This window comes from Plebeiibacterium sediminum, assembly GCF_026013605.1.
Lineage (GTDB): Bacteria > Bacteroidota > Bacteroidia > Bacteroidales > Marinilabiliaceae > Saccharicrinis > Saccharicrinis sediminus.
Genome location: NZ_JAPDPJ010000016.1, coordinates 16,369 through 33,106 on the forward strand (window position 1 = coordinate 16,369; position 16,738 = coordinate 33,106).

A 16,738-nucleotide genomic window follows, 5' to 3' on the forward strand; every position below is an offset into this window, starting at 1 on the left:
ATTTTTAAGGAATTAGAATGTTAGGTTAAGTCCCACAACCACACTTTTTGCTCTTGGATAAGCTGAATTATCAACACCTCTTGTTAACAAACTAGAAGTTGCAGATACTTCCGGATCATATCCTGAATAATTTGTAAATGTGTGTATGTTGTTTAACGTACAATAAAAACGTAATTTATTAACGTGCATTCGTTTAATAATATGAGAAGGTAAGGTATATCCTAATGTAATAGTGCTTAGTCTTAAAAATGAACCATCTTCAATATAATAATCTAAGGCATCTGTAATTGCAATTTTATTATCTGAATGCAAACTCCACATCGCATCTTTATTATATTGTTGTGGGTTTAATGCCGCTAAACGCTGTAGATCATTAGTTTCCTGACCTGTTGTAGGATCCACTAATACAAAACGATCGGCCATCACTTTCATTGAAGTTTGATTTGGTAAATAAGGTCCGATAAAACGTTGTGAATTCATGTTGAAAACTTCGTTTCCATAGGAGAAACTCATGAAAATACCTAAATCAAATCCTTTATAGGTAAAGGTATTTACCAGACCTCCTGTAAAATCAGGTTCCGCACTACCAATAATGCGTCTATCATCTGTTGACCAGACAGGATTACCATCATCATCGGTGTTTCCTTCTTTGGTTATATACTTAACATCTCCTGGCTTAATAGAACTTCTAACCTTTCCTTTTAAACTAGCAACTCCATCTTTTAACGAATAGGTACCATCGGCATTTTGATTGAAATCGTCTGTTGTATAAACACCATCATATTCGTAGCCATAAAACTGACCTAATGGTTGTCCTTTTTCAACAATAAAGTCTATTCTACCATAGTTTTGAATAAAATAGTCATCATCTTCTCCATAAATATTTAACACTTTTGATTTATTGAAAGAGATATTAAAATCGGTAGTCCATGTGAATTTATTGTTTCTTACATTATAGGTATTTAAAACAAACTCAAAACCTCGGTTTCTGATTGATCCAATATTCTGAAACTGATAGCTATATCCTGTTGAAGTAGGAATAGAGTTTTTAATTAACAGGTTATCTGACACATTATTATAAAACTCTGAGGTTAAGTTAATTCTACTGTCAAAAAATGAAACATCTAAACCTACATTTGTAGATTTTGTTGTTTCCCACTGTAAATCAGGATTACCAACGGTATTACCTGGCTTCAAAGTTGATACCTGTTTTTTATCAATTGCATAATACCCTGATTGATAATCCGTAGCATACATATTATTACTAATATCACAGTTACCCGTAGTACCATATCCTACACGAAATTTAAGGTTATTGATTAAACTTAAATTATCCATAAATGGTTCTTCAGACGCCCTCCATGCTCCTGATACAGAAGGAAAATATCCCCATTGATTACCTTTTGAAAATTTAGAAGATCCATCACCTCTAATGGTACCTGTAAGTAGATATTTTTCATTTAAATTATAGTTTAATCTACCAAAAACAGAAACAATACCATTTGTACTTTTTCCTGATTTATAAGAGAAAACCTGTCCTGCCATACTCACATCACTCAAACCAAAATTATTATCAGGAAATTCGTAATAAGTATTATTCAGGTTCATAGACTCACTATAATAAGTTTCCTGACCAATTAAAACATTTACTTTATGTGCATTAAACTCGTGCGCCCAGTTCAATGTGTTGGTTACCTGCCAGGTAAACTTTTCACTATTATCTCTTGAACCAAAAGGTCCTCCGTTATTTTGAGCTTCTTTTGTTCTTCCATCATCCCAATAATCATTTCTAACTTGTTGCCACAAATAACTTCCTGCAGTTCTAAACGTTAAATCATCAGTTAAATCTACATCAAATGCTGTATTTACAGTAAAAAGACGTGTGTACTTTTCTTTTGTAACAGCATCATTCATAATTAATGGATTATAAATATCATACTGTGAATCAATATCCTGCATTTCATTACTAATATCAGAGTTAATTAACTCATCATTTGTATATCGGGCACCACCTGTTACCGGTTGCAAAATCGACATCTTTAAAGTACCGCCTAAAGAACCACCACCATCAAGTTCTGTTCCCATAAAACTTGTACCAAAAGATAATCTAATTCTATCATTCAATTCGTGATTTAATTTGGCTCTTAAACTATTTCGGTTATAACCTGATTTATCAAGCAAGCCTTCCTGCCCAGTATAGTTATAACTCAACATATATTGAGTTTTATCGCTACTTCCAGTAATATTTACATTATGGTTCGTTAAGGTAGCTGTACCCCCAAACACTACATCTTGCCAATCAATTGGAGCTACACCTCCATATTGTTGTTCAATTCTGTCATATGCTCCAGTATAGAAGTCGCTACTATTAAGATCTCCCCCATAAATATTAGCCCAGCTATTAATCTGTCCGTTTAAGGTTTGAAATTCATACTGATACTCTACATATTCCTGAGTATTTAGCAAGTCCAGCTTAGAGCCCAATTTTTCAAAACTAAAGTAGGCATTGTAATTAACTTCGGTTTTTCCTTTTTTACCAGACTTTGTTGTAATGATAATTACACCATTAGAACCTCTTGCCCCATAAATAGCTGTTGCAGAAGCATCTTTCATTACATCAATAGACTCAATATCATTAATATCAATATTTTTAAGTCCATCATCCATTTGAAAACCGTCTACAATATACAACGGAGATGACCCTTGGGTAATAGATGTACCACCCCTTACTACCACATTTATATCGGCACCTGGTGCACCACTTTGTGTTACCACATTAACACCGGCAATTTTACCGGTAATTGCCTGAGCTGCTGTGGTAACTGGCACTGTAGCCAATTCACCACCTTTAACAGAACTTACCGCTCCTGTTAAATCACGTTTCTTTGAAGTACCATAACCAATAACAACAACTTCATCTAATTCTGAGATTTCTTCTTTCAGTGTAATATTTATTGTTGTGTTGCTACCAACTAAAACTGTTTGAGAGTCAAAACCAATTGATGAAAAAACAATTTTAGCTTCTTTACTTGCAACTGTAATGGAATACTTACCATTTATATCAGTTAAGGTACCATTCATTGTACCTTCCTCTAAAATTGTAACACCCGGGATAGGATCTGTACCATCGGTAACTTTTCCTGTAACATTAATTTGTGAGCTTGCATAAATACTGATTCCAAACAGGAGAATCAGCAAAGTTATACTTCGCACGACTGCATGATTTTTTTTCATAGATACACTAATTTTAATTAACTAATTTTCCAGAATTAACTTTTATTAAGAAATTCGGATACCAAAATTAAAATCAGCATATTCTAATCACATACACTATTGTACTCTTCAATACATTATTGTACATACATAATCATACACAACCACATAGTGAATTGATTTATTGCATATTACAAAATTTAACATTACCTATTGTACACTAGCTATTGTAAGATTTAAAACCCTATTAATTATATTTGCTTTATGATTTATTGTACCAATAGACATCAATATAATACACAATTTATAGCCATAAGTAAATTGTTCTTCTATTTTTGTATACAGTTTGCACCATTTTCTGTGCTTATTAAGCTTACAACTAAATATAAATCCCTGAGAAAAATTCCGTAATGAGAAACCGACTATTATTCATTACAATTTGTTATTTTTTATTGTCATTTAATGCTAAATGTGAGAATATCTACACCATAGAAAACCTTACTACTAAGAATGGTTTATCGCAAAACACAATCACTTCGCTAGCACAGGATAGGCAAGGATTTTTATGGTTTGGTTCATTGAATGGCCTAAACCGGTTTGATGGAAATTCTTTCTTATGTCTTCAACCTGAATATGGTACAAATAATACTTTATCTGATAGTAGAATTAAGGATATTCAAATAGACGCTCATGGTTATTTATGGATTCGTACAAACATTAACAACATCAATTGTTATAATCCTGTTTCAGAAAGTTTTATGAATATTCATCCATGGAGTACACAACATGAAAATGTTTTGTTTACAAAGAATGGAGATATTTGGTTCTATGGAAATAGAACAGGATGTTTACGAGTTGTTCATGCTGAAAATAATATAAGCACTTACTTTTATGGTTTTAGAGAATTAGATGATTATGCTGTAAATTTTATTATTGAAGATAATGAAGGAAAAATATGGATTGGGACAAATACTGGATTATATATCTTTGACAATGAACATCCTAAGCTGGTTACAAATGGTTCTAATTTTCATTCATCCATTGAGGTCGATTCAACACTTTATGTTTTCACCAATAACGATAAAATATATACAATAGATAAAACCTCTCGAAAAGTAATTTCTGAAGTACCACACATTTTTAACAAACACGATGGTCATATTAACAGTACAACATTACTACCAGACAATAACATACTTATAACAACAAACAACACTCCATATATTTTTAATACAAAAACTAAATATTTTTCATCGGCAAAAAAAATGTTTAAAAATCAATCCATTTTAAATGCATTTATTCAATACGATAATAAAAACAATATCTGGGTCTACAATAAATCTGGAATAATATGGCAATACGACTACCAGAAAAACATATTTAAAGCCAATAAATTGATTCCACCATCAATCGTTTCTAATATTGATATGGAACGTTATTCTATTTTTCATGATTCAAGAAATATTATTTGGATAACAACGTATGGTAACGGTTTATTTGCCATTGATCAAACAGACGGTTCTATTAAACACTTTATCCATAATGAAAATCAACAGGAAGGACTAAAGACTAATTATTTATTATCAGTATATGAAGACAAAAGTGGAAATATATGGGTTGGATCGGAATATGCAGGATTATCGAAAATAACGATCTCAGAAAATAAGTACCCAACTTTTTATCCAGGAAGTGCTCCAATAAAGAAAGAAGATAAAATCATTAGACTTATATATGAAGACAGCGATAAAAATCTATGGATTGGGACAAAAAGTGGAAGTTTATTTATATACGATAGAGAAAACAATTTAATTGCTCATCATCACCTTAAAGGTGGTATGCCCTATACTATTTCTGAAGATAGAAATGGTAACAAATGGATCGGAACAAAAGGTAACGGATTGATTATTTTTAATAATAATGAATATCACATTTTTAAGTCTTATAACAAGGAATTTCTTCAATTAGATCCTCATGCCATAAATATTTATGATGCTTATTTAGATAATAAGGAGCGCATGTGGCTGGGTACTTATGGATATGGATTAATCTTAGCCGAAATAAGAAACAATCAGCTGGTTTTACAGGACTTTCCTAATTTATTAAAATTTCAAAGCCGAATAAGAACAATTGAACAAGATAAAGATAGCTTGATATGGATTGGTGGGAATAATGGAATTACTGTATTTGATCCGGATCTTTTAATCAAAAACAGAGCTAAAATCAAAAACTATTATTTTGATAACCAAAATGATTCCTCACTAAACAATAATGAGGTTAAAGACATTTTTAAAGATTCTTCAGGGCAAATGTGGATTGGCACTTCCGGGGGAGGAATTAATAAAGTTATTCAGGATGGTAAACTAAAAAATATCAGATTTAAACATTTAACAACAAATGATGGACTGATTAATAACATTATACAAGGCATTAAGGAAGACAATAGCCAAAATTTGTGGATAACGACAGAATCTGGTATTTCATTACTACAACCCCAGACTGGCTATTTTGAAAATTATCATCTCGCCAATAACTGGGAAGGTGATTTATTTTGCGAATCAGCTATTATAAAAAACGCATCAGGAAAAATGCTTCTGGGTAGTTATAATGGATTATATACTATTTCTCCTGATGAATTGAATTATCATATTAAAAAAGAAATCGTTACACTTACTGAGCTAAGAATAAATGGTATAAAATCAGTTCCCGGAGATGAAAATTCTCCACTAAGTCAATCTATTTCAAACACAGCGAATATAAAGTTGCCATATAATCAAAACTCCTTAAATATTAAATTCTCTGTTCTTAATTATAAGTCATCAAATTTATACACTTTTATGCTTGATGGATATGATTCTAACTGGAATTCATCAACTCAACATAACGAAGCTACATATCGCAATATTCCCCCGGGATCATATACTTTTAGAGTAAAAATAAATAATTCGGGTAATAATATTCAACAAGAAGAAACTGTTTTATATATCACCATTGAAAAACCTTTCTGGAAAACAACACTGGCTGTTATTATATATATCATTATATTATTAATGATTGCCTTTATAATCATCAGAACCAATAAAAAGATTTCAAGTTTAAGTACTGCCGTAAAATTAGAACAACAATTAACTGACTATAAACTACGATTTTTTACTAATATTTCACATGAATTCAGAACTCCATTAACCATTATAAAAGGAACAATTGAAAACCTTGTTTCTAATCCAGATATCACTAAACCGATAAAAAAACAAATCAACTATTTAGAAAGAAGTTCTAACAGATTACTCAGACTAATTAATCAGCTATTAGATTATCAGAAACTTCAACATGAAAATTTAGCTTTAGATTTAAAAGTGACTGAAATAGATACATTCTTTAGGGAGATTTATGAAAACTTTGAACAGGTTGCAACACGAAAAAATATTACATATCAGTATGCTTCAACTCATAGCTACTATCAATTAATACTAGACAGAAATAAAATAGAAAAAGTAGTGTATAATCTTTTGTCTAACGCATTTAAATTTACACCGGAAAATGGTAACATTCAATTACATATTGAAATTAATGAAGGCACAAATGAATTAATTTTTAGTATTATCGATAATGGTGAAGGAGTTGCTCCTAAAGACCAAAATATGTTATTTACTCGTTTTGCACAAATCAAACCTTCAGAATCCGGAACTGGCATTGGCCTTAACTATGCATATGAATTGGTTAAAATACATAAAGGTCATATTAAATATAAAGATACTCCTCAAGGTGGAGCTACTTTTATTGTTTCTATTCCGATTCTTAAAGAAGACGCCCTTCCAACTGCAGATCCAACACAAATAGATGAATCCAAAGCAAATGATTATAGAACTTTAGAGCACTCTAACTCAATTGACAAAAAAAGATTAGTACCTACAATAGAAGTTGGAGATAAGTATAAAAACTATAAAGTCTTGATTATTGAAGATGATCTTGAAGTTTCGGACTATCTTGAGGACTACCTGCAACATTATTTTGATGTTGAAACGGCCATCGATGGTCTTGAGGGACTAAAAAAATGCAGTTTAATTAATCCTCAATTAATTATTTGTGATGCAACGATGCCTAATTTAAATGGTTATGAGGTTATAAAACGTATTAAATCAGACTTTAAAACCTGTCATATACCAATCATCATGCTTACTGCTCATGCCACACCTCAACATCAGATTAAAGGTATAGAATCTGGGGCAGATTCATATATAACAAAACCCTTTGATTCTAAGTATTTATTAACCCGGATCATTAAATTATTAGAACAGAGAGAAATATTGCATCAGAAATTTGCGAATGAACCGGGTTTAGTCATTGAACCCAACCTTCCTGTTGATAAGGATAATGAGTTCATTAAAAAGATCAATCTTATTATTGATAAAAATCTTGACAATGCAGAATTTTCTATAGATGATTTTTATGAGAAGATGTCAATGGGCAGAACCTTATTTTATAAAAAGGTTAAGTCTTTAACAGGTTTTACACCTAACGAATATCTTCGTGTAATCAGAATGAAAAAAGCAGCTGAATTATTATTATCAACTGATTTAAATGTGTCTGAAGTGGCTTTTAAAGTTGGTAATAACAATCCGTTCTACTTTAGCAAATGCTTTAAAAATCAGTTTGGTGTAGCTCCTTCTGAATATGCTAAAAGCAGTAAAAACAAGCCCACTGAATAACATCCAACTACAGTTACCAATAATTAAAATCACTCCTTCTTATTCTTTTTTACATAGGCTGTTGGAAGCATGCCATATTCCTCTTTAAAATATTTACTAAAATAACGAGGACTATTAAATCCTACTTCGTAGGCAACTTCGGCTACATTCATCTGACTTTTTTCTAATAACTGAGCACCTCGTTTCAGACGAATGATTCGCATAAATTCAACAGGTGACTTACCTGTAATTGCCAGTAATTTTTTATACAAATACACCCTGCTCATACCCAATTCGCGGCTCAAATCTTCAACTGAAAATTTAGATTCTGCGATATTCTTTTCTACCAATGCAACCGCCTTTTTAATCAACTTTTCATCCATTGATGTAATTTGAATATCGCTAGGACTTATATCCACTGTTTTTTGGAATTTCTTTTGAAATTTACTTCTCTTTTCCAGTAGTTTATCGATACGTAAGAGTAGCAAATCCATATTAAAAGGCTTTGTTATATAATCATCTGCGCCAATTTCAAGTCCTTTTATTTTGTCTTCATCTGCAGTACGAGCAGTTAATAAGATTATTGGGATATGGGAGGTTCTGATATCTTCTCTAAGAGATTTGCATAATTCAAGGCCATCCATATTAGGCATCATAACATCACTAATAATCAATTCAGGATCAACCTTATGAACCATCTCTAACCCTATTTTACCATCCTGTGCTTCATATATTGTAAATCTGTCTTCTAAAGCTTCATGCATAAAAGTTCTAAAATCCACATTGTCTTCTACGAGCAAAATAACAGGCTTTTCCTTACGTTTTTCCACAACTTCTACCTGCTGTTCAGCTACTTCTTCCTGAACTTCATCTTGCTCTACAGCACTACTTTCAATCACAGATTGATCTAATGGAAGACTAACAATAAAAGTGGCACCTTCGCCTTTTTTACTTTCAACCCTGATGGTACCATTATGCAATTGCACCATTTCTTTTGCCAGATTTAATCCAATGCCACTGCCTGATAAACCAAGTTTTTTGTTATTCTCTGATTGATAAAAACGGACAAATATATTATCCAACTCGCTTTCTTCAATTCCCACTCCTGAATCTTTAACACTAACTTCCACAATACCTTCATCTTGCTTAATATCCAATTGCAAAACAACTTTTCCCTTTTCCGGAGTAAATTTTAAGGCATTCGACAGTAAGTTCATCATTACTTTCTGAAGCTTCTCCTTATCAAAATTAAACATGAAATGCTCTGTGTTTTTCTCAAAAGAATAAGTAATATTCTTTTTGGCAAATTCATCTTTAAAATGATTATTTAATTCTTGCAAAAAATGAACTACGTCACCATAGGATGGATTATAGCGAAGACCATGTAATTCTAACTTCCTGAAATCTAACAATTGATTTACCAATCCAAGCAAATGTTTTGCATTTCGATCTATGGTTTCAAGCAGCCTTTTATCTGTATCAGAATTATCCTTTTTAAGAAGTCTGTCAAGTGGAGTAAGAATTAATGTTAATGGAGTTCTAAATTCATGACTTACATTTGTCAGGAAACGCAATTTCATTTCATCCATTTCATGATTCCTTTTGGCCTGAATACGTTCCTGCTCAATGGTAAACTTTAAACGCTCTTTGCGAAGCATGGAATAGCGTAAGTAAGCCAAAATCAACAAAATAATGAGTATATATAATGAGTAAGCCCAGGGGGTTGCATAAAAAGGAGGCAAAACAATTACGTGTAATTCGGCATAATCATGATTCCATAATCCATCATTGTTAGCAGCTTTCACCTTTAATGTATATGAACCTGCATTTAAGTTGGTATAAGTCACTTCACGCAACTCTCCTGCTTCACGCCAATCATTATCAAACCCCTCCAGTTTAAACTTAAATTTCATCTTATTCGGAATAAAGAAATCCAAGGCTGAGAACCCTACTGTAAACACATTCATTGAATGTTTTAACTGAATGGTATCCGTTGACGTTAGTGATTTATTTAATAATACTTTATTATTGATTTTTAAATTAGGTTTTACTGTTTCATTAAATACCTGAAGTTTAGTAAATACAACTTTTGGCAACTCCCTGTTGTACTTAATATTTTTAGGTTGAAACATATTAAAACCATTGGCTCCTCCAAAAATTAGTTCGTTGTTAGATGTTTTATAAGCCGACTGTGTATTAAATTCCTTCCCTTGTAAACCATCGTCTTTGGTATAATCATAAATAGAAAATGAATACTCTTCTCCCGGTAAAGATTGACTTACAATAACCTGACTTAATCCGTTTGATTTACTCACCCAAATGGACTGATATTCATCCTCCAGTAAACATTTCATGATATCTTCAGGAAGACCATCTTGCGCTGTAAAGTTTTTAATAAAATCAGTATTAGGATTTAAAACCGTCAGGCCTTCTCTTGAAGCAATCCATAAAAGACCTCTGGAATCTTCCAAAACAGAATTAATTGACTTGATTGTAATTGGTAAAGCCTGTTTTAAATTTTTAACCGGATGATGTTTGTATCTTTTTTCTTTGACATCATAAAAGGAAACTCCATTAGCTGTTGCCATAAAAAAGTTTCCATTTTTTAGCTTATAGATTTGTAAAACAAACGGAGACTGAGCTTCAACTGTACCATTATTTTCAAGTGGTTTAAAAATCTCTTTTCTGGTATTGAACTCAACTACTCCTCCACCTAAAGTTCCTATTACCAATTGATTTGGTTCGCCCTGAACTATAGACCAAATATTATTATTTGGCAAACTGAATTTATTGGCTTCATTATGCACATAATGTTTAAAATTATCCCCATCAAAACGATCTAAACCTCCGGTAAAAGTACCAATCCATAAAATGTCTTCGTCATCCAAAAACAAACTTACAATAACATTATTGCACAAGGAATTACGATTATTTGTTTGATGCGTATAAACCTTATACTTATTCTTTTTTCTATCGAAATAGATTAAGCCTCCACCATTTGTTCCAATCCACAAATTTCCTTTTTTATCTTCCACAAAACAATTAACATCATTGTATGGCAAGCTGGAGGGATCAGAAACTAAATGCTGATAATGAGGAAACTTATAAATGCTTTCGTGATAATAACAGATTCCTTTTTTATAAGTTCCAACCCACACAATTCCTTTATCATCAAGATAAAGATCTGTAATTGAATTCTGTGACAAACTTTTCTCATTATCGGGTTGCTCTTCTAAAAGTTTAATTTCACCAGAATACTTGTTTAAAATATTGATTCCACCATGATCAGTTCCAATCCATATTTTTCCTTTTTCATCCTGAATAATTTTGGTGACAATATTACTGCACAACTTAATATTGGATGTTTGAGTATCGTAATGCTCCCAGGTATTTGTACGATTACGATAATGCTGAACACCATTATAATTGGCATAAAACCAAATATCGTTTTCGTTATCAACAAAAATACGAGTGCTCAGACTATCCACCCCAAGTTTACCTTTTAGATAATCATCTGTATTTAATAACTGGTATGTATCTTTATTAAAACTCTGAATTTCACCGTTACTAAATAAATAATAGAAAGCAGAACCTGCCTGAACAAAATCTACAATACTATGCTTGCTTTGCTTGTCCATAGGCCAAGGAAATTCCAATGCTTTCTTTTCGTAATTATAAAGTTCAGCATATTGATGCGAATACCTTTTTATCCATAGATTTTTTTGTTCATCAACATAAACCAATTCTATTTCCGGACTAATTCCCGGTATTCCTAAAACCTGATCTATATTGGTTATAAAGTGTTCCTGATCAAACAAATAAACCACATAACTATCTCGGGTTTCAATCCATAAATTCCCATTGATATCCTCCTGAATATTTTCAATATAGTTATCTACAATTGAGGATGTATCGCCAATAGAATGCTTATAATTAACAAATTCGGTTCCATCAAACCGGCTTAATCCAGCTGTTGTTCCAATCCACACAAAACCACGAGAATCTTTTAAAAAACAGGTTACCTGATTATTAACCAAACCATCAAGGTTATCTAATTTTAAAAACGAATATTGAGTATTGGCTTGTAGCTGAAATGAACTTATGGAAAATAAAATAATTATAAGGAATCTTAACTTCGACATGGGATCATTGATTTATGCTGAAAAATAACAAAAAAGGGATAGTTTTTACTATCCCTCTGTACATTATTGAATTTTAAGTTTCATTTTTTGAATGATGTGGTCTGAGGAATTACCTATATAAACCAGATAACTGCCTTTTTCCAAACTCCACTCGGATTGTGATTCATCATAAAACTGAAGTTTTTCAATTGGAATATCGATCATTACAATCTTACTTTCTCCTGCTTTTAAATGTACTTTCGCAAAACCTTTAAGTTCTTTAACGGCTCTGTCTACTTTTGATTTTGGCTTACCAACATAAACCTGAACAACCTCAGCACCATCCAATTTTCCAGTATTTTTAACTGTACATTGCACTTTTATTACATCTTTATCAGTATATAAAGTATTATCTAACTTAACGTCAACAATTTCAAAATTTGTATAAGATAATCCATATCCAAAAGCAAACAACGGCTTGATCTTTTGGGTGTCATGCCAACGATAACCTACAAAGATATCTTCCGTGTAATACTGATTTACACTATCACCTGGATACGACAATTCGCCGAAATGGTGCGCTGCATTATCTGTAAGTTTAACAGGGTACGAGTATGGTAATTTTCCTGATGGATTTACTTTACCGGATAAAATATCTGCCAAGGCATTACCAGCTTCACTACCATTATACCATGATTGAATTAATCCATTTATATTATTAATCCATGGCATTTCAACAGCGTTTCCACTAATTAATACCATCCCTACATTTTTATTAACAGCAATAATCTTATTGATTAATTCATCTTGACCGAAAGGTAATTTAAAATGTTTTCTATCTCCGCCTTCACAATCCTGAAAGTGATTTTTGTTGAGACCTCCAATGTATAAAACAATATCGGCCTTTGAAGCTGCATCTACAGCGGCACTAACCAGAGAATCTGCATCCAGACCGGATGGGATTTCTCTTCCATAAGCAGAGGGGCCAGAAGCATAACCCATAGAATGAATAATAGTAGCATTTTTAAATTGCTTTTTAATTCCTTCCAAAGGTGAGATTTCATATTTGGCTTTTAATTCTGAAGATCCGCCACCAACAGTCATTGAACGTGTAGCATTTTCTCCAATAACAGCAATGGTCATTTTTGTATCAGCATCTATTGGAAAGAAATTGTTCTCATTTTTTAATAAAACAATTCCTTCAGCTGCCACTTTTCTGGCCACATCTGAATGCTCCTGATTATTCATTTTACCAAATGAACGATTGGTATTCATATTTGTGCGCATCATTAAACGTAAAATACGACGCACTTTATCATCTAAGACTGATTCTTCAATTTCACCACTCTCAATCATTTTTTTAAATGGATTGGCTAAAAAATACTCATCATAAGCAAATTTAGCTGAAGCTGTTAATCCGTTAGTCCAGGTTCCCATTTCAATATCAAGTCCGTTTAATGCAGCTTCCTTTGTATCATGTGTTCCTCCCCAATCGGTAATCACAGCACCATCAAACGCCCAGTCCTCTTTAAGTATTTTATTCAATAAGATTTCGTTATGACAACAATGTTGTCCTCGAAATTGGTTATAAGCACCCATGATTGACCAAACTCCACCTTCCTGAACAGCAGCTTTAAACGCAGGTAAATATATTTCATGTAAAGCTCTGTCGCTTACATTAACATTAATATGACCACGCCATTCTTCCTGATTATTTAGTGCATAATGCTTTACACATGCAGCTACTCCGTTTTCCTGAACTCCTTTTATATAAGGTACGACCATAATAGAAGCTAAAAATGGATCTTCGCCCATATATTCAAAATTTCTTCCGTTTAAAGGTGTACGATAAATATTAACTCCCGGACCTAATAACACATCCTTTTTTCTATAACGAGCCTCTTCACCAATAGCAACTCCGTACTCATATGACAATTCTGGATTAAATGTTGCAGCCAAACAAGTTAATGCAGGAAATGCGGTAATTGAATCATTAGTCCAATTGGCATATCCCCAATCATCCCAATTGATTTCACCTCTGACACCATGAGGGCCGTCTGACATCCATAACTCAGGAATTCCCAATCGTGGTACACCCGGTGAACTAAACTTTGACTGAGCATGACACATTGCAATCTTCTCATCTAAAGTCATTTGTTTTAACAACTCGTCAATTTTTTGCTCCATCATCTTATCACTATTATTTTGAGCATTGGCAACAAAACCTGCTAAAATAAATATGCCTAATATCCATTTTCTCATTCTATACATTTTAATTCTTTTCTAATTTGATCTAACTAATCCAATATTAACAATTTCATTCTGCTTTAAAAATAAAATTAACTCATTGTCTGTAACTTTATATTTTGCACCATCTACTTTCATGTCATTAACAGAATAGCCATCACCAATGCTTACACTAATTTTCTGACTTATTTTTGAAGTTAATTGAACCGAAGCTTGTTGCTGATCCCATTTAATGCTATCAACATAAATATTTCCTCTTGCTAAAACACCACTTAATTCTCCTTCCTTCCAATCTTCAGGAGTTGCTGAAAAAAGAGAAATGTGACCAGGACGACTATTCACAAGCATTCTTATCATTAGGGATGGAATCCCTCCACTAATATCCATATTAAATAATTCCCCCGGATTGTGAGTTGTAGCCATGCTATTGGTCCAGTAAAAACGAGACAAATATTCCAAAATTTCTGACGCTGTTTCCTTATCCTCAATATTTACTGCTGCAAAACCCAGATGACACATTCCAAAAGCCATTTCTCCACCCTGTTGCTGTTTCCTGATTTTCATGCGTTCATTTATTGTTTTTTGCACTGCATTTTGCAATTGTTTTGATGCGAGTATTTCTGGATCCGGAACTTCATACAAACCATACAAATGAGAAGCATGTCGATGAGACTGATTATCAGTTAATCCTTTCCACATCCATTCTTTTAAAACTCCATCTTCTCCAATTTGATAATCGGGCAGATGGCTTAAAAAAACTTCCTTCTTTTTGATTTCATTAGAGCTAAGTCCTAATATTTTTGCTGCACTGATCCAGTTTCTGGTTAGTTCTTTAATAATCATTACATCCATTGTGGCATTAACACAATTTTGCCATCGGTGCTCAAGTGGATTATTCTCTGGAGAATAAGATGGAACAACAATATATTTTCCATCATCTCCCATGGTTAAAAAATCTTCCCAAAACATTAGAGCCTCATCCATAAATGGAAAAGCATGTTCCTTTAAAAATGATTGATCGCCCGTATATAAATAATAATCATAAAAATAAGATGCTGTCCAACCTGCACCACCATTCCAATATTCCATACACCATGTTTCATCGTAATGGTTATTTAAACCGTGAGTACTGGTATGCGAAGGAACATGAATACCTCTGGCTCCATAAAACTGCTTGGCATTGGTTTTATAATCCTCCATCATCCTTTCGTGGTAATTAAAATAAGCCATCATTAATTCTGGCATATTACCATTCAACAAATTAGAAATTGCCACTTCTACATTCCCATCATGCGTAAAATCAGAACACCACCCCGGCGTCCAAGTTCCACTCCATATTCCTTGTAAGTTAGGAGGGTTTGTACCTGTGGAACATAAAATATTATATCGGGCAGCTTCAAATTGGCGTTGTAAAATTCCCGGAGTACTTTTCTTTTTAACTGAACCTACTAAAGTCTCTGAGGTCATTTCTTTTTCTTCTTCGGAAGGATGCAAATTCAAATTCACCCTGTTATAAAGTTCTCCATGTGTATTAAGTTGATTTTGTAATAATTTCGAATAATCTGTACCTGCATTGTTTAATCTATTTTTTAACGCTGCTACAGTGTTTTCATTGTTGCCCTTATATAGTTCTATTGAAGTAAGAATAAGAACTTCATCTGCATCTGTTACTTTTATTCTGCCATTTATTTCTTCAACTTCACCGCCTTTTGTAATTACCTTTGACAAACAATCATAACCATCTGGTGAGTACGAATGTGACTTTCCGTATTCCACATGATATTGCATAAAGCCATCCTTAACCAAGGTTTCTGTAGTTTTTATGAGTTCACTAATCATTTGAGATTGCTCCCATGAATGAGGATATTTATGCAATAAAATCTCAGTATTAATTTTCTCCGAACCTTTAATTTGAGTCACAATAACTCCATCAGCCCGTGATGCAAATGTTTTTCTTGAAAAATAACCACTTTGATCTTTCCATTCTACAATAGCTTCTGCTGTTTGAAAGTTCACCAATCGCTGATAATCTTCAACATTTGAAAAAGGCATATCAATAGTTAACTCAGCTGAAGGAACATAAGGGTCGGTCCACTTTTTATCTCCATATCCGGCATCTTTCCATAGCTTAACGCCTAATTCGGCAACTTCTTTATATTTACCTTCAAGCGAGAGTCTTTTAATCTCTTCAAGATGAGATGTCATATCCGGAGGAATTACCGGAGTTTCATTAGGTAAGAACAATAATGCATGATTTAGTATAATGCTTTCTTCAAATGGATTACCCATCACCATGGCTCCAATCGTTCCATTTCCGGTTAATAAAGCATCCTCCCATTTAGCTGCAGGCAACCAACTAACAAAACCTTTTTCCGGCGCTTTTGAAAATTGAGCTTTACTATACAACTGTATACCAACTAACAAGAAGATTATTAATATTATTCTTACCATCCTCATATTATAACGCTTAAA

The 16,738-nt window shown here is 32.8% G+C and carries 5 protein-coding genes; 1 reads left to right on the forward strand and 4 read right to left on the reverse strand.

Annotation, left to right across the window (positions count from 1 at the left end):
* Positions 1-12: 12 nt before the first annotated feature.
* Entirely contained in the window at positions 13-3,234 is a 3,222-nt protein-coding gene (locus OM075_RS08920) for a SusC/RagA family TonB-linked outer membrane protein (protein WP_301190152.1), read from the reverse strand.
* Between the two features lie 389 nt (positions 3,235-3,623).
* On the opposite strand from OM075_RS08920, the gene OM075_RS08925 reads away from it, so the two are divergent.
* A complete protein-coding gene (locus OM075_RS08925) occupies positions 3,624-7,919 on the forward strand; it encodes a hybrid sensor histidine kinase/response regulator transcription factor (protein WP_301190153.1) in 4,296 nt (1,431 codons plus the stop codon).
* A 29-nt stretch (positions 7,920-7,948) separates the two neighbouring features.
* Here OM075_RS08925 and OM075_RS08930 read toward each other — a convergent pair whose 3' ends face one another.
* The 3 genes from OM075_RS08930 to OM075_RS08940 all read right to left on the reverse strand — a co-directional run bounded on the left by OM075_RS08930 (position 7,949) and on the right by OM075_RS08940 (position 16,723).
* A complete protein-coding gene (locus OM075_RS08930; RefSeq protein WP_301190154.1) occupies positions 7,949-12,040 on the reverse strand; it encodes a hybrid sensor histidine kinase/response regulator transcription factor in 4,092 nt (1,363 codons plus the stop codon).
* A 63-nt stretch (positions 12,041-12,103) separates the two neighbouring features.
* Positions 12,104-14,281 (reverse strand): beta-glucosidase, encoded by a 2,178-nt coding sequence (locus tag OM075_RS08935; RefSeq protein WP_301190155.1) that lies wholly within the window; start codon positions 14,279-14,281, stop codon positions 12,104-12,106.
* 21 nt (positions 14,282-14,302) lie between these two features.
* Positions 14,303-16,723, reverse strand: coding sequence for a glycosyl hydrolase family 95 catalytic domain-containing protein (locus OM075_RS08940; protein ID WP_301190156.1), 2,421 nt, complete (start codon positions 16,721-16,723; stop codon positions 14,303-14,305).
* Positions 16,724-16,738 lie beyond the last annotated feature (15 nt).